The following is a 19,582-nucleotide window of genomic DNA, read 5'->3' as shown; positions in this document are numbered from 1 at the left end:
CGATCCGCACGGCCATCACACTACAAGGACGATAACGATGAAAAGCCCCTGCCCGACTGACTCCAACGAACAACTGCTGTGGCTGCTGGCATTGAGCCGGGCATTGGGTAGCCAACGCTGAGCGTTGTGCCCACCCAAAAAAGACGCCGACGCGAATGCGTCGGCGTTTTTCATGCAAGGGTCAAGCAGGCGAATCAGAACGCCGGCAGCACCGCACCGCTGTACTTCTTGGCGATGAATTCCTTGACCTCAGGGCTGGTCAGGGCCTTGGCCAGCTTCTGCATAGCCTCGCTGTTCTTGTTGTCCGGGCGGGCCACCAGGAAGTTCACGTACGGCGAGTCGCTACCCTCGATCACCAACGCATCCTTGGCCGGGTTCAGGCCAGCTTCCAGCGCGTAGTTGGTGTTGATCATGTCCAGGTCGACCTGGTCCAGTACACGCGCCAGCATGGCCGACTCAAGCTCCTTGAACTTCAGGTTCTTCGGGTTCTCGGCAATGTCTTTCGGAGTGGCCAGGGCGTTTTTTGGATCTTTCAGGGTGATCAGGCCAGCCTTCTGCAGCAAGATCAGGGCGCGGCCACTGTTGCTGCCTTCGTTAGGAATGGCAACGGTGGCGCCGTCCTTCAGTTCGGACAGGTTCTTGATCTTCTTCGAGTAGCCACCGAACGGTTCGACGTGCACGCCGATCACGGTTTCCAAATGGGTGCCTTTACCTTCGTTGAAGCTCTTCAGGTAAGGCAGCGTCTGGAAGTAGTTAGCGTCCAGGCGCTTCTGATCTACCTGTACGTTGGGCTGTACGTAGTCAGTGAAGACCTTGATCTGCAGGTCCACGCCTTCCTTGGCCAAGGTCGGCTTGATCAGCTCCAGAATTTCGGCATGGGGCACAGGGGTCGCGGCAACCACCAGTTTCTCGGCGGCGGCAGCCAGGCCGGAGAACGACAGGGCAGCGGCCAGGGCAGTGGTCAGCAGGGTCTTCTTCATGGTGGTCCTTGTTTTGTTTCTGGGCCATCGGTGATGGCAAAGTCAGATGCCCAACCGTTTCATCAGCGGGCGTGAGGCGCAAGATACCGAGATTTTTTATTCCGCAACAATATCTTTTAATTAGCTGCTTATTCCAAAAACAAATTGCCATTACCCACTTTGCTTATGAGCGACGTCTAGCGTGCGGTGTTCGGCAGGTCGAGGTCCTGTGGCTGGATCTCTTCACTGTCATTCACCAGCAGGGCGAAGTGGATGATGTTCTCCAGTTCGCGGGTATTGCCGGGCCACGCGTGGGCTTGGAGCACCTGCTGGGCCGCTTCACTGATTAACGGCACAGGGCGCTGCAGGCGTGCGCAGTAGATACCTACGAAATACTCAGCCAACGGCAGGATATCGCCGCAGCGCTCACGCAACGGAGGCAGCTCCAGCGAGCCCTCACGCAAGTACTGGTACAAGCGTTCATTGAACCTGCCAGCTTTGACCACCCGGGCCAGGTCAATGCTCGTCGCAGCCACCAGGCGTACGTCCACCGGTTGCGGCAGCTGCGCGCCGACGCGGATGACTTCACGGTTTTCCAGCGCGGCCAGCAGCTTGCCCTGGATCGCCAACGGCAAGTCGGCGATTTCATCCAGGTACAACGTGCCGCCATTGGCCGATCCGAACCAGCCCGCCCGGCTGCTGGCGGTACCTCCATGGGTGCCGGCGCTGTAGCCGAACAGCTCAGCATCGGCGTAGGTATGGCTGATGGCCGCGCAGTTTACCGAGACGAACAGCCCACCACGGTCACTGGCCCGGTGGATTTGCCGTGCCAGCAACTCCTTGCCGGTACCGGTCTCACCGCGGATCAGCACCGGCAAGGCTTGCGGTGCCAGGCGGTCCAGCGCCTGGCGCAACTGCTGCGAGCGTGGGTCGATGAACACCAGCGCCTTGGCACGAATGCTAAGTGGGCTCTTGTCCAGTTCAGGGAAGGTCAGCAGCGGCTGGCCAAACGGGTTTTGAAAAGTCATGACTAACTCCCGCCCAAACCTCTGCGGGCCGGGCGTCAGGCAAACGATAAACAGTGGTGGCGATCAGGCGCGGCGCAGCGCGCGCTGTTCGACACGGCTTTGCAGGCGATACAGGTAGGCAAACCCCTGCTCCCAGCGTTCATGCCCGGATTTGACGTTGATATGCCCTGCATTGGTCAGCAACCCCGCTTCTGCGCCCCAAGCCTGAGCCAGGTACAGCGCGCGCGGCACGCTCACGGCAGGGTCGTTGTCGGAGCTGACCACCTGGCTGGGAAATGGCAGGGCCTGCAACGGCATTGGCGCGAAGTTGCGCAGGGCGGGCGAGCAGGTCGGCCGCTCGACATCTGCCGGGGCAACCAACAGCGCGCCGCGTACGCGCCGCAGCAAGGCCGGGTTGGCCTGGGCAGCCCAATGGGCGACCGTGATGCAGCCCAGGCTGTGGGCAATGAGAATCACCGGCGAGCGTTCAGCAGCTATTGCCTGCTCCAACGCCTGCACCCAGTCCTGGCGCTGCGGGGTGAGCCAGTCGTTCTGCTCTACCCGCGCGCTGTTGGGCAAGGTGCGCTGCCAGTGACTCTGCCAATGATTGTCTGGCGATCCTTGCCAACCCGGCACAATCAGGTAGCGAATGGACTCATTGCGCATGGGGAAGCCTCCTGTGAATTTGCGTACTTGGAGGCAAGTATAGGGAAGGGTTTATATCCTTAAAGGAATAAGAAGATATTTACTAATAACCAAAAATCAAAACGAGCCTGCCAACCGTTTAGCATTGGGGCTGCTCCGCAGCCCATCGCCGGCAAGCCAGCTCCCACTGGTACAGCGCAGTTCTTGAGTCTGCGCTGTACCAGTGGGAGCTGGCTTGCCGGCGATGGGCCGCAAAGCGGCCCCGAATCGCTTAACTGGCAGGCATCAGGACCTTGTCCGGGTTTTTCACCCGCTAAAGCAACTCAGATATCCGCCACCTTCTGCCAGACCTTTGGCCTGAAGAACAGCGTCTCACCTCGCGCCAGGCCGGTCAGGCTGTCGTGATCCTTGACCACCTCGGCCTCGATCAGCTCGCTCTGCCCTTCCACCTTCAAAGTCACCCGGGTAGTCGCGCCCAATGGGCGGATATCACGTACCTCGGCGGCATGGTGCCCTTCTGTTTCATGGCGCGACAACGACACCTCGTGCGGGCGGAACAGCACATGATGGCCCTCGCTCAACGCCAGGCGGTTGGAGTCGCCGAGGAAGTGGTAGACGAAGTCGTTGGCCGGCTTCTCATACACTTCCCCTGGGGAGCCGATCTGCTCGATCACCCCCTTGTTCATCACCACGATGCGATCGGCCACTTCCATGGCCTCTTCCTGGTCGTGGGTGACGAACACCGAAGTCAGGTTGATGTCCTCGTGCAAACGCGCCAGCCAGCGGCGCAATTCCTTGCGCACCTTGGCATCGAGGGCACCAAACGGCTCATCGAGCAGCAGCACCTTGGGCTCCACCGCCAAAGCGCGGGCCAGGGCGATACGCTGGCGCTGGCCACCGGAAAGCTGTTCAGGGTAGCGGTCCGCCAGCCAGTCCAGCTGCACCATGTTCAGCAGCTCATGAACCTTCTCGGCAATCTTGCTCTCGCTCGGGCGCTCGCCCTTGGGCTTCATGCGCAGGCCGAAGGCAACGTTGTCGAACACGCTCATGTGGCGGAACAGCGCGTAGTGCTGGAACACGAAACCAACGTTGCGATCGCGTACATCGTGGCCGGATACGTCTTCGCCGTGGAACACGATATTGCCGTCATCCGGCGTTTCCAGGCCGGCGATGATGCGCAGCAGGGTGGTCTTGCCACAGCCAGAGGGGCCGAGCAGGGCCACCAGCTCACCGCTATGGATATCCAGGTTGATGTTGGCCAGGGCCTGGAAGCTGTTGAAGCGCTTGCTGACGTTACGAACTTCGATCGACATGACTTATTCCTCCGCTGCGCTATGGCGCAGGCGGTTAATACGGTTCTCGCTCCACTGCTTGAGCAGCAGGATGAAGAGCGCCAAGATCAGCAACAGGCTGGCCACACTGAAGGCCGCGACGTGGTTGTACTCGTTGTAGAGGATCTCCACATGCAGCGGCAAGGTAATGGTGACGCCACGGATATGGCCCGAGACCACCGATACCGCACCGAACTCGCCCATGGCCCGCGCAGTACATAGCACCACACCGTAGATCAGGCCCCACTTGATGTTCGGCAGGGTCACGTGCCAGAACATCTGCCAGCCGTTGGCACCGAGCAGGCGCGCAGCCTCTTCTTCCTGGGTACCCTGCTCCTGCATCAGCGGGATCAGCTCACGGGCAACGAAGGGTACGGTGACGAAGATGGTCGCCAGCACGATGCCCGGCAAAGCGAAGACGATCTGGATATCGTGGTCCTGCAGCCAAGGCCCTAAAAAGCCTTGGGCGCCGAACATCAGCACGTAGACAAGACCGGCGATCACCGGCGATACCGAGAACGGCAGGTCGATCAGGGTGACCAGGATGCTCTTGCCACGGAAGGTGTACTTGCTCACGCACCAGGCGGCGCTGACGCCGAATACCAGGTTCAGCGGTACCGAGATGACGACGGCGAGCAGCGTCAGCTTCAGCGCCGACAAGGCATCAGGCTCGAAGATCGCCTCGAAGAAGGTACCGAAACCGTTCTTCAGCGCCTGCGATACCACGATCACCAGCGGCAGCAGCAGAAACAGTGCGAACACCAGCCAGCCAAGGCCGATCAGTATGCGCCGCGACGTGGCGCTGCCGCGACGTGCGGCATTGGCGGCGGCGTTAGTGCTCAGGGATGAACTGGACATGCCGGCCTCCTTCAAGGGGTTTCGATGCGGCGCTGCAGCAGGTTGATCAGCAGCAGCAGGATGAAGGAAACCACCAGCATCAGCACGCCGATGGCAGTCGCGCCGGTGTAGTCGTATTGGTCGAGCTTGACCATGATCAGCAGCGGCAGGATCTCGGTCTTCATCGGCATATTGCCGGCAATGAAGATCACAGAACCGTACTCGCCCACGCCACGGGCAAAGGCCAGGGCAAACCCTGTGAGCCAGGCGGGCAGCAGGGCCGGTGCAAGCACGTGCCGGAACACCTGCAGTGGTTTCGCGCCCAGGCAGGCAGCAGCCTCTTCGACTTCCCGCGGGATGTCCGCCAGCACCGGTTGCACGGTACGCACCACGAACGGCAGGGTGACGAAGGTCAGCGCCAGGGTGATGCCCAGAGGGGTGTAGGCGATCTTGAAGCCCAGGTCGGTGGCGAACTGACCGACCCAGCCTGCCGGGGCATACAGCGCAGTCAGGGCGATACCCGCAACGGCAGTGGGTAGAGCAAATGGCAGGTCGATCATCGCATCGATGATCTTGCGCCCAGGGAAGGTATAGCGCACCAGCACCCAAGCCAGCAGGGTACCGATGACACCGTTGATGATGGCGGCGAACAGGGCGGTGCCGAAACTCAGCTTGAGCGCGGCGATCACACGCGGCGCACTGATGATGTTCCAGAACTGCTCCCAGGTCAGCTGCGCGGCATGCACGAACATGGCGGCCAGCGGTATCAGCACGATCAGGCTGAGATACACCAAGGTGTAGCCCAGTGTCAGCCCGAAGCCGGGTATGACGGGGGAAATGCGACGTGACATAAAGATCCCTGGTTTAACGCACCAAGCCCGGCGGATGTGCCAGGCGGGTGCAGGCTTGTGAATCCTGGGGCTGCTGCGCAGCCCTTACGCGACGCAGGCCACGCTCTACCTATAGGAGCGGCCTTGTGTCGCGAAAGGGCCGCAAGGCGGCCCCGCTTTTCCATGGCTGTTTACTGCGCCTGATAGATCTGGTCGAACACCCCGCCATCATTGAAGAATTTGGGCTGTGCTGCCTTCCAGCCACCGAAATCCTTGTCGATGGTTACAAGATCCAGTTCCGGGAATTGCTTGCCGAACTCGGCAGCGACCTTCGCGTCACGTGGGCGGTAAAAGTTCTCGGCAGCGATTCTCTGGCCAGCCGGGCTGTACAGGTGCTTGAGGTACTCCTCGGCGATCTGTTCATTACCCTTCTTCTGAGCGTTCTTGTCGACCACCGCCACAGGCGGTTCGGCCAGGATCGACAGCGAAGGCACGACGATTTCGAACTTGTCGGTACCGCCGTCTTCCTTCAGCGCCAGGAAAGCTTCGTTTTCCCAGGCCAGCAGAACATCACCCTGGCCGTTGTTGACGAACGTGATGGTCGAGCCACGGGCACCGGTATCCAGAACCGGCACGTGCTTGAACAGTTCCTGCACGTATTCCTTGGCTTTGGCTTCGCTGCCACCTTGCTTCAGGCCGTAGGCCCAAGCGGCGAGGAAGTTCCAGCGAGCGCCGCCGGAAGTTTTAGGGTTGGGGGTAATGACCGACACGTCCTTCTTGATCAGGTCACCCCAGTCCTTGATACCTTTCGGGTTGCCCTTGCGCACCAGAAACACGATGGTCGAGGTGTACGGGGTGCTGGCGTCCGGCAGGCGCTTCTGCCAGTCCTGCGGCAGGGTCTTGCCCAGCTTGGCGATCTCGTCGATGTCACCCGCCAGGGCCAGGGTCACCACGTCGGCGCGCAAGCCGTCGATCACCGCGCGGCCCTGTTTGCCCGAGCCGCCATGGGACTGCTGGATCTTCACCTTGTCGTCCGGGTGAGACTGCTGCCAGTGCTTGATGAATTCAGCATTGTATTGCTGATACAGCTCACGGGTCGGGTCGTAGGACACGTTCAGCAGTTCGTAGTCCTTGGCGATGGCGGGACCGGCAAAAACAGCACTGGCCAACGCGGCGAGTGCATAACGGCGGATGGACATGGTGAAGCTCCCGATTGGCATTTTTCTAATTTTGTGTGTGGTGCGTGATCAGCTGGGTTTGTTGCCGGGCTGTTGCAGGCGGAACTTCTCTTTACGCTCAATCTGCACGACCTGAGCGTTATGCACGGTAATCTCCACCGCTCCGAAACGCAGATCGCGCAAGGCGCTCTGGATCTCACGCAAAATGGTGGCTTCGTCCTGACCGTCGATGCTGCGCACAGATGCACTCATGCTCGTTCTCCTGTGAGTGAAGTGCCGGGCAGAAGTTTTTGAAGGGGATTTGCGCCTGGCTTGAGAGCAATAGTAGATAGGCGCAGTTATTCTTAAAAATACTGTTTAAGAATTTTTATATAACCGTTTTAAGATTACGGTTCGAGGCGTTTGTGGGAGCTGTTGTGCCCAGCTCCCACAAAGATCACGCCGCAGGTTTTTTGCCTTCTGGCTCGCGGATCTTGTACCAGGCCACGTAAAGCGCCGGCAGGAACAGCAGCGTCAGCAGCGTTGCACTGATGATGCCACCAATCATGGCGTAGGCCATCGGCCCCCAGAACACCTCACGGGCAATCGGGATCATGCCCAGGCTGGCCGCTGCGGCAGTCAGCAAGATTGGCCTGCGGCGGTGGTTTGTGGCTTCCAGCACCGCATCCCAGGGTGAGTAGCCCTGGGCCTCGAACTCATCGATCTGGGTCACCAGAATGACCGAGTTACGAATGATGATGCCGGCCAGCGCGAGAATCCCGAGAATCGCCACAAAGCCCATGGGCGTGCCCGTCGGCACCAGTGCCACGACCACGCCGATCAACCCCAGCGGCGCCACGCTGACCACCAGGAACAGCTTCTGCACACTGTGCAGCTGGATCATCAGGAACGTCGCCATGAGGAACAGCATCAGCGGGATGACCTTGGCGATCGGCCCTTGTGCCTTGCCGCTCTCCTCCACCGTACCACCTGTGGCTACCTCGTAACCGACTGGCAACTGGCTGGCGAACTCATCGATCTTCGGCTTGAGCTGCGCGACCAGGTCGGTAGGCTGGATCTCGCCGTTGACCGATGCCTTGATGGTGATGGTAGGTTTACGGTCGCGGCGCCATACCAGCGGCTGCTCCAGCTCGTAGCGCACCGTGGCGAATGCCAGCAAGGGTATCGAGGTGCCACTGGGCGTGACGATCTGCAGGTTCTGCAAGGTGTCTGGTGAGCCCCTCTCGCTGTCCACGGCACGGGCGATCACGTCCACCAGGTAGATGTTGTCGTTGACCTCGGTGACCGGCGCGCCGCTGACGATGCTGTTCATCACATTGGCCACGTCCTCGGACGACAGCCCGAGCTGGCGCGCCTTGTCCTGGGCGATTTCTATGCGCAGCACCTTACCCGGCTCGTTCCAGTCGTAGATCATCTCGCCGATGTGTTCATTGGTATTGAGCATCGTGGCCAGGTCGATCGCATGCTTTCGCACTTGGTCGATGTCCTTGCCGCTGACCCGATACTGGATCGGCCGCCCTACCGGCGGGCCCATTTCCAGCGACTGCACGTTGGTGCCGATGCCGACGAACTCTTCGTGCAACAGCTTCTGTAGACGCGCCATCATGCCCGCACGCTCCTCGAAGCCTTTACTGACGATGACCAACTGGGCGTAGTACGGGTTCTGCAGTTGCTGGTCCAGCGGCAGGTAGAATCGAATGGCGCCCTGGCCGATATAGGTACTCCAACGCACCATGTCGGGGTCGTCCTTGATCTTCGCCTCCAGGCGATCGACCACCTTGCGCGTCTCCTCGATCGAGGCGTTCTGCGGCAGGTTGAGGTCGACGAGGATTTCCGGACGGTCCGAGGACGGGAAAAACTGGTTTTGCACAAAGCGCATGCTGAACAGCGACAGGGCGAACAGCAGGATGGTGCCGATGATGGTCAGCCAGCGGTGCCGCATGCACCACAGCAAACCACCTTCGAACGCCCGCCCCACGCGGCCGGGCTCCGCCTCATGGCCCTTGAGCTTGTCGCTCTTGAGAATATGCACACCGAGCACTGGCGCAAAGAACACCGCCACCACCCAGGACACGATCAGCGCCACGGCAATCACCGCGAACAGGGTGTAGGTGTACTCACCGGCGGAGCTGGCGTTCAGGCCGATCGGCACAAAACCGGCCACGGTCACCAGGGTACCGGTAAGCATGGGGAACGCGGTCGAGGTATAGGCGAACGTCGCCGCCTGCTCTTTGCTATCACCCATTTCCAGGCGTGTGACCATGACCTCGACAGTGATCATCGCATCATCCACCAGCAGACCCAGCGCGATGATCAGCGCACCGAGTGAGATCCTCTGCATGGTGATGCCGCTGTACTCCATGAACACGAAGACCATGGCCAGCACCAGCGGGATCGAGCAGGCCACCACCAGCCCTGCACGCACGCCAAGGCTGACGAAACTCACTGCCAGCACGATCACCACGGCCTCGAACAGTGCGCTGGTGAAGCCCCCTACCGCCTCTTTGACCACCACCGCCTGATCGGACACGGTGTGAACGCCCACGCCAACCGGCAGGTCGTTGACGATGCTATCCATCTTCTTCTTGAGTGCGGCGCCGAACACCTGGATGTTGCCGCCGGCCTTCATGCCAATGGCCAGGCCAATCGCGGTCTGGCCGTTGTAACGGAACATCGGTGACGGCGGATCGACATAGCCGCGCTCGATATCGGCGATATCGGCCAGGCGGAAAAAACGGTCGTTGATGCGCAGGTTGACAGTCTGCAGGTCTTTCTCTGACGCGAATTGCCCGGTGGTGCGCACCGAGATCCGCTCTGGACCCGCTTCGATCACCCCGGCCGGGGTTACCGCGTTCTGTTGCTGCAGGGCTTGCATGACCTGACGCTGGTCGATGCCCAGAGCGGCCAGCTTGCGCGTGGAAAACTTCAGGTAGAGCACCTCATCCTGGGTGCCGACCAGCTCGATCTTGCCGATATTGGGGACTTCGCGCACCTCGGCGCGGGCCTGCTCCACGTAATCGCGCAGCTGGCGCAGGGTCAGCCCATCTGCGGTGAACGCGTAGATCGAGCCGAACACATCGCCGAACTCGTCATTGAACCCTGGCCCCTGGATACCCTGTGGGAACTCGCCGCGAATATCCTGGATCTTCTTGCGCACCTGGTACCAGATTTGCGGAATGTCAGCAGCTTTGGTGGTGTCGCGCAGGTAGACGTAGACGGTGGACTCACCCGGGCGGGTGTAGCTTTTGGTGTAGTCGAGGGAGTCCAGTTCCTCGAGCTTTTTCTCGATGCGGTCGGTGACCTGATACAGGGTTTCGTCCTGGGTCGCGCCAGGCCAGCGGGTCTGGATCACCATGGTCTTGATGGTGAACGATGGGTCTTCTTCGCGGCCAAGGTTGAAGTAGGAAAAAATCCCCATCAGCAGGCCGACGAACATCAGGTACCAGACGAAAGACTGATGGCGCAAAGCCCATTCGGACAGGTTGAAGCTTCCTTTCATTGCGCATCCTCGTCGAAGGTGACCTTCTGGCCAGGCTTGAGGCTGTTGACGCCGGCAGTGACCACACGCTCGCCAGGCTGCACTCCAGACGCCAGTACGATACTGTCGCCGGTGCGGTCCAGCAGGGCAACGTCGCGGGTAGCGACGGTTTTTTGCTGCGGGTCGATGACCCATACCTGGGTCTTGCCATCGCGCTCGAGCAGCGCGCTCAGCGGCAATTCGCTGCGCGGGGTGATTGCCGAGGTCAGTGTGACACTGATCGCGGTGCCCAGGTGGAAGGCATCGGGTGTACTGGCAAGGGTCAGGCGGGCACGCCGGGTGCGCGTGGCGGCATCAGCCTGGGGCTCCAGCTCACGCAGCGTGGCAGTGGTATTGATGCTGTTGTCCAGTTGCGAGGCAACCGTGAACGTCAGGTCCTTGGTCAGCTGTTCGGCGATGCCGATGGGCAGGTCGATCACCGCTTCCTTGATGTCAGGTCGCGCCAGCGTGACCACCGCCTGACCGGCGGTGACCGTCTGCCCGGCCTCTGCCTGCCAGGCCGTGATCACCGCCGCATGGTCGCTGCGCAAGGTGCTGTAATCGAGCTGGTCACGCGCCTGACTGACCGCCGAACGCGCTTGCTCCAGGCTCGCGCCGGTGGTTTTCAGGTCGGTCTGGGCGATGTCCAGCTGGGCCTGGGCGCCGACGCCCCGGTCATACAGCTGTTGTTGCCGGCGGGCATTGGCCTGGGCGTTGATCCATTGCGCCTGGACCCTGGCCAGGTCGCCCTCGGCAGCGCGCAGCTGGTTCTGCTGGTCGGTGGGATCAAGGGTGGCGAGCGTGTCACCCGGCTTCACCTGGGCCCCGACATCCAGCCAGCGCCGGGCAATGCGCCCGGCCACCCGGAAACCCAGCGTGCTCTCATAGCGCGCCTGGATGGTACCGGCGAAGCGGCCAAGCTGCGACTGCGCCTGGGCCTCGACCACGGTTGATAGCACCGGTCGCACAGCTTCGGGTTGTTCTTCCTCTCTGCCACAGGCCATCAACAGCAAGCATGCCGCACACATCAGCAGTACTTTATTCATGGCGCGGCGCCTCCGCCCTTGGCATCGACCTTCTCGACCTGCATGCCTGGATGCAACAACTGACCCCCGCTGACGACAACCGTCTCACCGCCTTTGATGCCTTGGGCGATGACCACTTTGCCGGTCAGATAACGGGTTACCTGGACTTTGCGCAACTCAACCTTGTCGCCTTCACCCACCACCCACACCGCAGGCTCATGCAAGGCCTTGGTCAGTGCCGCCCAAGGCAACTCGATGCTCGGCCGCCCTTGCGCGTTGGCCGTGGCAGTAACAGGCGAACCCAGGCGCATGGCCGCTGGCACATTGCGCAGGGCCACCTTGACCTGCACCGTGCCGCTCTGGGCCGATACGGTCGGGGTGATTTCACGGACAAAGCCTTGGGCCTGGACCTTGGGGTCGTCGAGCAGGCTGACCATCACCCCGGCATCGCTCGGCGGCGCCACCAGCAGGGACTCGTAGACATTGAACACCGCATCGCGGTCGCCATCGCGCGCAAGGCTGAAGATCGGCATGGTCGCCTGGACCACTTGACCGACCTCGGCCTGGCGCTCGGTGATCACCCCATCAGCCTCCGACACCAATGCGGTGTAGCCCAGTTGCTCTTGGGCATTGGCCAGTTGCGCCTGGGCTGCCTTGAGCGCGCTCTGGTTGCTGCGCAGCGATGCTTCGGCCGAGTCGTATTCGCTCTGGCTGGTGTACCCCTTGGGCAAGAGTTTTTGCTGGCGGACGAAGGCCGCGCTGGTCTGGGTGACGCGCGCCTGAGCAGCGAACACCTCGGCCTTGGCCGAATCGACATTGTTCTGCAGGTCTTTGGGGTCCAGCCGGGCCAGCACCTGATTGGCCTTCACGTGGTCGCCCACGTCAACGCTGCGCGAGATGATCTTGCCACCCACGCGAAACGAGAGATCAGTCTGCACACGCGCCTGCACATCACCGGTCAGGGTGACCCTGGCGGCGAAGTCAGTGGGTTGGACTTGCAATACACCGACCCGTGGCAAAACCTCGGGAGCCTCTTCCTTGCTGCAACCTGTGAGCAGGCCAAGCAGCCCCAAGCCTACGACCAACAGTGAACGCGTCACCCTCATGCAGGCTCCTAGCTTGCGCGCAAACGATTCGTGGGATGCGACTGTTAGCGTAGATCAGGGTTCAGAAAAAACACTGATCAAGGTCAGTTGGGCGGTCATGGCGACAATGCGGGCCCTGAAACAAGCAAGCCCGCTTCCACTGGATCGATGCAGCCCTCGCGGCGTGCAACCTACCTGTGGAAGCGGGCTTGCCCGCGACTACCGCGCTCAGGCCGACGCTGCGGCTGCCGTCGTGCGTTTGACCTGCGGCTGCGACACGCTGGCCGCAGCACCCTCCTCGATCGCCTGCTGGATCGCCTTGCGGCGATGCTCTTCGGCGCGGCGGCTGAAGTACCAGACCATGAAGGTCACCAACGACACCGACAGCAGGATCAGGCTGGCCACGGCGTTGATCTCCGGCTTCACGCCCAGGCGCACAGCGGAGAACACTTCCATCGGCAAGGTGGTCGAACCAGGCCCGGACACGAAGCTGGCCAGTACCAGGTCATCCAGCGACAGGGCGAACGACATCATGCCGCCCGCCGCCAGCGACGGCGCAATCATCGGGATGGTGATCAGGAAGAACACCTTCCACGGCTTGGCACCCAGGTCCATGGCCGCTTCTTCGATCGACAGGTCCAGCTCGCGCAGGCGCGCCGACACCACTACCGCCACATAAGCCGCGCAGAACGTGGTATGGGCGATCCAGATGGTGACCACGCCCCGTTCCTGCGGCCAGCCGATCGTCTGCGCCATGGCCACGAACAGCAGCAACAGCGACAGACCGGTGATCACTTCAGGCATCACCAGCGGTGCAGTGACCAGGCCACCGAACAGCGTGCGGCCCTTGAAGCGGGTGACCCGGGTCAGCACGAAGGCTGCCAGGGTACCCAAAGCCACCGCCGCCACCGCCGTGTAGCAGGCGATCTCCAGCGAGCGCATCACCGACCCCATGAGCTGGGTGTTGTCGAGCAGGCCGACGTACCACTTGATCGACCAGCCGCCCCACACCGTTACCAGCTTGGAGGCGTTGAACGAATAGATCACCAGGATCAGCATCGGCAGGTAGATGAACAGCAAGCCGAGCACCAGCATCAGCTTGGAGAAAGTGAAGCGCTTCATGCCCTGCCCTCCATTTCTTTGGCCTGGCTACGGTTGAACAGCAGGATCGGTACGATCAGGATCGCCAGCATCACCACCGCCAGGGCAGAGGCCACCGGCCAGTCACGGTTGTTGAAGAACTCTTGCCACAGCACCTTACCGATCATCAGGGTTTCCGGGCCGCCCAGCAGTTCCGGAATGACGAACTCGCCCACCACCGGGATGAACACCAGCATGCAGCCGGCGATAATGCCGTTTTTCGACAGCGGCACGGTGATCTTCCAGAAGCTGTTGAAGGTGCTCGAACCCAGGTCCGATGCGGCTTCGAGCAGGCTCTGGTCGTGCTTTACCAGGTTGGCGAACAGCGGCAGGATCATGAACGGCAGGTACGAATAGACCACGCCGATGTACACCGCCAGGTTGGTGTTGAGGATCTGCAACGGCTGGTCGATCAGCCCGGTCCACATCAGGAACCCGTTGAGCAGGCCGTTGTTGCTGAGGATGCCCATCCAGGCATAGACGCGGATCAGGATCGCGGTCCAGGTCGGCATCATGATCAGCAGCAACAGCACGGTCTGGGTTTCCTTGCGTGCGTTGGCAATCGAATAGGCCATCGGGTAGCCGATCAGCAAACACAGCACGGTGCTGATGAAGGCCATCTTCAGCGAGCCCAGATAGGCCGAGATGTACAGCTCATCCTCGGTCAACAGGCCATAGTTGGCCAGGTTGATTACCAGCTGCACCTTGTCTTCGACGTAGCTGTAGATCTCGGTATACGGCGGGATCGCCACGTCGGCTTCGGCAAAGCTGATCTTCAGCACGATGAAGAACGGCAGCATGAAGAACAGGAACAGCCAGATGAACGGCACGCCGATCACCAGGTGCCGCCCCTCGGGGATAAGGCGCTGGAAGGCTCGCTTGAGCTTGCGCAGTTTCATGACCGCAGTACCACGCCGCTGTCGTCTTCCCACCAGACGTACACTTCATCGCCCCAGGTCGGGCGGGTGCCCTGGCGCTCGGCGTTGGCGACGAAAGACTGGACCACCTTGCCGCTGGGCAGCTCGACGTAGAACACCGAGTGGCCGCCCAGGTAGGCGATGTCATGGACCTTGCCGCGCGACCAGTTGTGCTCGAAATCCGGCTGCTCGGTAGTCACCAGCATTTTTTCCGGGCGCAGGGCGTAGGTGATGTGCTTGTCTTCAACCGAAGTGGACACACCGTGGCCAACGTAGATCTTGCGCTCGAGCTCCGGCGAGGCGATCAGCGCATGGCCTTCGGCATCGTCGATCACTTCGGCCTCGAACAGGTTGACGTTACCGATGAACTCGCACACCAGGCGGCTGGTGGGCGTCTCATAGATATCCACAGGCGAACCGATCTGGGCAATCCAGCCCAAGTGCATGATGGCAATGCGCTGGGCCATGGTCATGGCCTCTTCCTGATCGTGGGTCACCATCACGCAGGTCACGCCCACGCGCTCGATGATCTCGACCAGTTCCAGCTGCATCTGCGAGCGCAGCTTCTTGTCCAGCGCGCCCATTGGCTCGTCGAGCAGCAACAGCTTGGGGCGCTTGGCCAGCGAACGGGCCAAGGCCACACGCTGACGCTGACCACCGGAGAGCTGGTGCGGTTTGCGCTTGGCGTACTGGGTCATGTGCACCAGCTTGAGCATCTCGGCCACGCGGGCGTCGATCTCGGCCTTGGGCATCCGGTCCTGCTGCAAGCCGAAGGCGATGTTCTGCGCCACGGTCATGTGCGGGAACAGCGCGTAGGACTGGAACATCATGTTGATCGGCCGCTCGTAGGGCGGCATGTCGGTGATGTCTACGCCATCGAGGAAAATACGCCCTTCAGTCGGGCGCTCGAAACCGGCCAGCATACGCAGCAAGGTCGACTTGCCCGAACCGGAGCCACCGAGCAGGGCGAAAATTTCGCCCTTGCGGATCTCCAGCGACACATCGTCCACCGCTACCGTTTCGTCGAATTTTTTTGTGACCCGGTCGATCTTGACCAACACCTGCTTGGGTTGCTGGCCACCCTCGAGGGCTTTCTTATAGGCACCGGAGGCAACTGCCATGAGTGAAACTCCCAACAAGATTTGTGTGCCCGCCCCTGCTTTGGCGGCGGGCCTGGATTGTTACTTGCCCGACTTGACCTTGGTCCAGCTGCGGGTCATCAAACGTTGCACCTTCGGTGGCAACTCACTGTTGACGAACATCTTGTCCAGCACTTCCTGCGGTGGGTAAACCGCGGCGTCAGTCCTCACGGCCTGGTCCATCAGGTCGCCAGCCTTGGGGTTCGGGTTGGCGTAACCGACGTAATCACTGACCTGGGCGATAACCTCAGGCTTCAGCAAATAGTTGATGAAGGCGTGAGCCTCTTTGACGTTCCTGGCGTCCTTGGGGACTGCCAGCACGTCGAACCAGAGGTTGCCGCCTTCCTTGGGAATCGCGTAGGCCAGGTTCACGCCCTTCTTCGCTTCTTCAGCGCGGGCCTTGGCCTGGAACACATCGCCGGAAAAACCTGCCGCGACGCAGATGTCGCCGTTGGCCAGGTCCGTGATGTACTTGGACGAGTGGAAGTAGGTTACGTACGGGCGTACCGCCAGCAGCTTCTGCTCGGCCTTCTCGTAGTCCTTGGGGTTGGTGCTGTTGGGGTCCAGCCCCATGTAGTTGAGCACCGCCGGCAGCATTTCATCCGCCGAATCCAGGAACGCCACGCCGCATTGGGAGAGCTTCTTCATGTTCTCGGGCTCGAACAGCACGGCCCAGGAATCGATGGTGTCCACGCCCAGTGCCGCCTTGACCTTGTCGACGTTGTAGCCGATGCCATTGGTGCCCCACAGGTAAGGCACGGCGTACTGGTTGCCTGGGTCGTTCTTTTCCAGGCGCTTCATCAACGCCGGGTCCAGGTTGGAATAATTGGGCAGCAGGTTCTTGTCGAGCTTCTGGAACGCGCCCGCCTTGATCTGCTTGCCGAGGAAATGGTTGGACGGCACTACCACGTCATAACCGGTGTTGCCGGCCAGCAGCTTGCCTTCCAGGGTTTCGTTGGAGTCGAACACGTCCTGCACAGGTTTGATACCCGTGGCTTTCTCGAAGTCTTCGAGCGTGGTCGGGCCAATGTAGTCGGACCAGTTGTAGAAGTGCACCGTAGGCGCCGCTTGGACGCTGCATGCCAGCGTCAGGCCCGCTCCAGCCATCAAGGCTTTGCGTAATACAGAAATAGACAAGTGGGTGGTCCTCACAATCAGTGCCTTGGTAACGGCGCAGCGCTGCCGCGCACGCAAAACCGGCGCGCAACTTACCCTCGCAGCCACGATGCCGCAATCATCAATTGCCATTCACCGGCTCTGGGCCGGAAAACCCCGGCCCAGAGGTCTTGCATCGGGCTTACTTGCCCGACTTGATCCTGGTCCAGCTGCGGGTGATCAGACGCTGGGCAGCAGCTTCTGGCGCGGCGATCGCGTACAGGTGCTTTTTCACGTCGGCAGGTGGATAGATGCTCGGGTCGCTGGTGATGTCCTTGTCCACCAACGGGGTCGCAGCAGCGTTACCGTTCGGGAAACGTACGGCGTTGGTGATCTCGGCCATGATTTCCGGCTGCATCAGGAAGTCCATGAACTTGTAGGCGGCGTCCTTGTGCTCGGCATCCTTGGGGATGGCGACCATGTCGTAGAAGGTGCCAGCGCCTTCTTTCGGGATGATGTAGTCGACCTTGACCTTGTCGCCGGCTTCGTGTGCGCGGGCTTTGGATTGCTCCAGGTCACCCGAGTACCCGACGGCCACGCAGATGTTGCCGTTGGCCATGTCGCCGATGTATTTGGACGAGTGGAAGTAGGTGATCGAAGGACGAATCTTCAGGAACAGGTCCTCGGCCTTCTTCAGGTCTTCTTTCTTGGTGCTGTCGCTAGGCAGGCCCAGATAGTGCAGCGCGGCTGGCAGCATTTCGGTCGGGGCGTCGAGGAAGCTCACGCCACAGCTCTTGAGCTTCTCGATGTTCTCAGGCTTGAACACGACGTCCCACGAATCGATCTTGTCGACGCCCAGCGCGGCCTTGACCTTCTCCGGGTTGTAGCCGATGCCGATCGAGCCCCACATGTAAGGGAAGGCGTGCTTGTTGCCTTTGTCGCTGGCGTCACCGACGGCCTTGAGCAGGTCTTCGTCGAGGTTCTTCCAGTTCGGCAGCTTGGAGCGGTCGAGCTCTTCGTAGACCCCCGCCTTGATCTGCTTGGCCAGGAAGTTGTTGGACGGCACGACCACGTCATAGCCGGACTTGCCCGCCAGCAGCTTGGCTTCCAGGGTTTCGTTGCTGTCGAAGACGTCGTACTTGACCTTGATGCCTGTCTGTTTTTCGAACTTCGCGATGGTGTCCGGAGCGATGTAGTCCGACCAGTTGTAGACGTTCAGCACCTTGTCTTCAGCCTGTACAGCGGTGGCCATGGCACCCATCAGGGCGGCGGCCAGCAACGTCTTGCCCATTTTCTTCATGCGTCATGCTCCAGAATTTTTTATTTAGCCATCTGTTCAGCAGCCAGAACCTACCGTGCAGAGCGCCGGGCGACTGAAACAGCCGCTAGTCTGGCAAGTTACAAGGCGCTGTTTCAAGGAAACCATCCCCTTGTAACGACTTAATGTCACATCGCTAGCCTAGCAGGCGCTCAACGGATCGCTTCGAGGGTCAGGTCCAGGCACTTGCGCGCCTTTTCCACCAGCTCGTCCACCTCTGCATGGCTGATCACCAAGGGTGGAGCGATGATCATGGTGTCACCCACCGCGCGCATGATCAGGCCGTTGTCGAAGCAGAAATTGCGGCAGACCATGCCCACACCCTTGCCTTCGTAACGGCTACGGGAGGCCTTGTCCTTGACCAGCTCGATCGCGCCGAGCAGGCCCAGGCCGCGTACCTCGCCCACCAGCGGGTGGTCCTGCAGCTCACGCAGACGTTTTTGCAAGTAGGGTGCCACTTCCGTACGGACCTTCTCGATGATCTTCTCGTCGCGCAGGATGCGCAGGTTTTCCAGGCCTACCGCAGCCGCCACCGGGTGGCCGGAATAGGTGAAACCGTGGTTGAAGTCTCCGCCTTCGCTGAGCACCTTGGCCACCTTGTCACGCACGATCACACCGCCCATGGGGATGTAACCGGAAGTAAGGCCTTTGGCGATGGTCATCAGGTCGGGCTTGAGATCGTAGTAGTCGGAGCCGAACCACTCGCCGGTACGGCCAAAACCGCAGATCACTTCGTCAGCGACGAACAGGATGTCGTACTTGGCGAGGATCTCCTTGACCTTCGGCCAGTAGGTTTCTGGCGGGATGATCACGCCGCCGGCGCCCTGGATCGGCTCGGCGATGAAAGCTGCGACGTTGTCCTCGCCCACTTCCAGAATCTTTTTCTCCAGTTGCTCGGCCGCCCACACCCCGAAATCGTCCGGGCTCATGTCGCCGCCTTCACCGAACCAGTACGGTTGCGGAATATGCACGATGCCCGGGATCGGCAGACCGCCCTGTTCGTGCATGCCGCTCATGCCGCCCAGGCTTGCACCGGCGACGGTCGAGCCGTGGTAGCCGTTGATGCGGCCGATGATGGTCTGCTTCTGCGGCTTGCCCTTGAGCGCCCAGTAGTGGCGGACCATGCGCAGCACGGTGTCATTGCCTTCGGAGCCGGAGCCTGTGAAGAACACATGGGTCATGCCCTCGGGCGCCACGTCGGTGATGGCCTTGGCCAGCTCCAGCGCAGGCGGGTGGGCCGTCTGGAAGAACAGGTTGTAGTACGGCAGTTCGCGCATCTGCTTTTCGGCAGCCTGCACCAGCTCTTCACGGCCATAACCCACCGCGACGCACCACAGGCCGGCCATACCGTCGAGGATCTTGTGCCCCTCGCTGTCCCACAAATGCACACCCTGCGCCTTGGTGATAATGCGCGGCCCCTTTTCCTTCAGCTGCTTGTAGTCACTGAAAGGTGCAAGGTGGTGCTCGCCGCTCAGGGTTTGCCAGTCACGGGTTTGCGGGTTTTTGACGCTCATGTGCTTCTCCAGGGTCCACAGGCCGCCGGCGGGCGGCCTCAGGGG

The 19,582-nt window shown here is 61.0% G+C and carries 17 protein-coding genes; all 17 read right to left on the bottom strand.

The genetic code is table 11. The annotated features are described in order from the left end of the window. Positions 1-194 precede the first annotated feature (194 nt). Entirely contained in the window at positions 195-980 is a 786-nt protein-coding gene (locus tag JOE27_RS17905; protein WP_046786990.1) for a MetQ/NlpA family ABC transporter substrate-binding protein, read from the bottom strand. A 176-nt stretch (positions 981-1,156) separates the two neighbouring features. Continuing rightward, a complete protein-coding gene (locus JOE27_RS17900; RefSeq protein ID WP_204919381.1) occupies positions 1,157-1,987 on the bottom strand; it encodes a sigma 54-interacting transcriptional regulator in 831 nt (276 codons plus the stop codon). Positions 1,988-2,050: 63 nt separating this feature from the next. Beyond that, positions 2,051-2,632 (bottom strand): alpha/beta hydrolase, encoded by a 582-nt coding sequence (locus JOE27_RS17895; protein WP_204919379.1) that lies wholly within the window; start codon positions 2,630-2,632, stop codon positions 2,051-2,053. Positions 2,633-2,934: 302 nt separating this feature from the next. After that, positions 2,935-3,924, bottom strand: a complete 990-nt coding sequence (locus tag JOE27_RS17890) for a sulfate ABC transporter ATP-binding protein (protein ID WP_204919377.1) — start codon at positions 3,922-3,924, stop codon at positions 2,935-2,937. A 3-nt stretch (positions 3,925-3,927) separates the two neighbouring features. Next, the gene (gene cysW / locus JOE27_RS17885) at positions 3,928-4,800 is read right to left on the bottom strand and encodes a sulfate ABC transporter permease subunit CysW (RefSeq protein ID WP_204919375.1); all 873 of its coding nucleotides are present in this window, start codon (positions 4,798-4,800) and stop codon (positions 3,928-3,930) included. Between the two features lie 11 nt (positions 4,801-4,811). Then, entirely contained in the window at positions 4,812-5,630 is an 819-nt protein-coding gene (gene cysT / locus JOE27_RS17880; RefSeq protein WP_161871732.1) for a sulfate ABC transporter permease subunit CysT, read from the bottom strand. A 170-nt stretch (positions 5,631-5,800) separates the two neighbouring features. Then, positions 5,801-6,808: a sulfate ABC transporter substrate-binding protein gene (locus JOE27_RS17875; protein ID WP_204919373.1), complete on the bottom strand. Its 1,008-nt coding sequence runs from the start codon at positions 6,806-6,808 to the stop codon at positions 5,801-5,803. 48 nt (positions 6,809-6,856) lie between these two features. Next, on the bottom strand, positions 6,857-7,039 hold the full coding sequence (gene oscA, locus JOE27_RS17870) for a sulfur starvation response protein OscA (RefSeq protein WP_119688096.1): 183 nt from the start codon (positions 7,037-7,039) through the stop codon (positions 6,857-6,859). 184 nt (positions 7,040-7,223) lie between these two features. Next, positions 7,224-10,286 (bottom strand): efflux RND transporter permease subunit, encoded by a 3,063-nt coding sequence (locus JOE27_RS17865; protein WP_204919371.1) that lies wholly within the window; start codon positions 10,284-10,286, stop codon positions 7,224-7,226. Continuing rightward, entirely contained in the window at positions 10,283-11,350 is a 1,068-nt protein-coding gene (locus JOE27_RS17860) for an efflux RND transporter periplasmic adaptor subunit (RefSeq protein ID WP_204919369.1), read from the bottom strand. The genes JOE27_RS17865 and JOE27_RS17860 overlap by 4 nt, the downstream gene beginning before the upstream one ends. After that, a complete protein-coding gene (locus JOE27_RS17855) occupies positions 11,347-12,435 on the bottom strand; it encodes an efflux RND transporter periplasmic adaptor subunit (RefSeq protein ID WP_119688094.1) in 1,089 nt (362 codons plus the stop codon). The genes JOE27_RS17860 and JOE27_RS17855 overlap by 4 nt, the downstream gene beginning before the upstream one ends. A 207-nt stretch (positions 12,436-12,642) precedes the next feature. Then, positions 12,643-13,536, bottom strand: a complete 894-nt coding sequence (locus tag JOE27_RS17850) for an ABC transporter permease subunit (RefSeq protein WP_204919367.1) — start codon at positions 13,534-13,536, stop codon at positions 12,643-12,645. Beyond that, positions 13,533-14,414, bottom strand: a complete 882-nt coding sequence (locus JOE27_RS17845; protein ID WP_172655290.1) for an ABC transporter permease subunit — start codon at positions 14,412-14,414, stop codon at positions 13,533-13,535. Before JOE27_RS17845 ends, JOE27_RS17850 begins: the two co-directional genes overlap by 4 nt. A 35-nt stretch (positions 14,415-14,449) precedes the next feature. Continuing rightward, positions 14,450-15,592 carry a polyamine ABC transporter ATP-binding protein gene (potA, locus tag JOE27_RS17840; RefSeq protein WP_012312231.1) on the bottom strand — a complete coding sequence of 381 codons (1,143 nt, stop codon included), beginning with the start codon at positions 15,590-15,592 and terminating at the stop codon, positions 14,450-14,452. A gap of 60 nt (positions 15,593-15,652) precedes the next feature. Further along, positions 15,653-16,747, bottom strand: coding sequence for a polyamine ABC transporter substrate-binding protein (locus JOE27_RS17835; protein ID WP_046787079.1), 1,095 nt, complete (start codon positions 16,745-16,747; stop codon positions 15,653-15,655). A gap of 160 nt (positions 16,748-16,907) precedes the next feature. Next, the gene (locus JOE27_RS17830; protein WP_046786978.1) at positions 16,908-18,005 is read right to left on the bottom strand and encodes a polyamine ABC transporter substrate-binding protein; all 1,098 of its coding nucleotides are present in this window, start codon (positions 18,003-18,005) and stop codon (positions 16,908-16,910) included. A 170-nt stretch (positions 18,006-18,175) separates the two neighbouring features. Beyond that, positions 18,176-19,537, bottom strand: coding sequence for an aspartate aminotransferase family protein (locus tag JOE27_RS17825; protein WP_204919365.1), 1,362 nt, complete (start codon positions 19,535-19,537; stop codon positions 18,176-18,178). Positions 19,538-19,582 lie beyond the last annotated feature (45 nt).

Origin of the sequence: Pseudomonas sp. M5 (assembly GCF_016907075.1) — a bacterium.
GTDB lineage: Bacteria > Pseudomonadota > Gammaproteobacteria > Pseudomonadales > Pseudomonadaceae > Aquipseudomonas > Aquipseudomonas putida_E.
Note: the sequence above shows the minus strand (reverse complement) of the source record. Positions and strands in the feature narration are given on the sequence as shown.

Excerpts from the sequence above, each read along its gene's own strand:
- JOE27_RS17900 (WP_204919381.1), bottom strand. The coding sequence starts at position 1,987 with ATGACTTTTCAAAACCCGTTTGGCCAGCCGCTGCTGACCTTCCCTGAA.
- JOE27_RS17895 (WP_204919379.1), bottom strand. The coding sequence starts at position 2,632 with ATGCGCAATGAGTCCATTCGCTACCTGATTGTGCCGGGTTGGCAAGGA.
- JOE27_RS17905 (WP_046786990.1), bottom strand. The coding sequence starts at position 980 with ATGAAGAAGACCCTGCTGACCACTGCCCTGGCCGCTGCCCTGTCGTTC.
- JOE27_RS17865 (WP_204919371.1), bottom strand. The coding sequence starts at position 10,286 with ATGAAAGGAAGCTTCAACCTGTCCGAATGGGCTTTGCGCCATCAGTCT.
- JOE27_RS17890 (WP_204919377.1), bottom strand. The coding sequence starts at position 3,924 with ATGTCGATCGAAGTTCGTAACGTCAGCAAGCGCTTCAACAGCTTCCAG.
- JOE27_RS17825 (WP_204919365.1), bottom strand. The coding sequence starts at position 19,537 with ATGAGCGTCAAAAACCCGCAAACCCGTGACTGGCAAACCCTGAGCGGC.
- potA (WP_012312231.1), bottom strand. The coding sequence starts at position 15,592 with ATGGCAGTTGCCTCCGGTGCCTATAAGAAAGCCCTCGAGGGTGGCCAG.
- cysT (WP_161871732.1), bottom strand. The coding sequence starts at position 5,630 with ATGTCACGTCGCATTTCCCCCGTCATACCCGGCTTCGGGCTGACACTG.
- oscA (WP_119688096.1), bottom strand. The coding sequence starts at position 7,039 with ATGAGTGCATCTGTGCGCAGCATCGACGGTCAGGACGAAGCCACCATT.
- cysW (WP_204919375.1), bottom strand. The coding sequence starts at position 4,800 with ATGTCCAGTTCATCCCTGAGCACTAACGCCGCCGCCAATGCCGCACGT.
- JOE27_RS17855 (WP_119688094.1), bottom strand. The coding sequence starts at position 12,435 with ATGAGGGTGACGCGTTCACTGTTGGTCGTAGGCTTGGGGCTGCTTGGC.
- JOE27_RS17875 (WP_204919373.1), bottom strand. The coding sequence starts at position 6,808 with ATGTCCATCCGCCGTTATGCACTCGCCGCGTTGGCCAGTGCTGTTTTT.
- JOE27_RS17860 (WP_204919369.1), bottom strand. The coding sequence starts at position 11,350 with ATGAATAAAGTACTGCTGATGTGTGCGGCATGCTTGCTGTTGATGGCC.
- JOE27_RS17850 (WP_204919367.1), bottom strand. The coding sequence starts at position 13,536 with ATGAAGCGCTTCACTTTCTCCAAGCTGATGCTGGTGCTCGGCTTGCTG.
- JOE27_RS17830 (WP_046786978.1), bottom strand. The coding sequence starts at position 18,005 with ATGAAGAAAATGGGCAAGACGTTGCTGGCCGCCGCCCTGATGGGTGCC.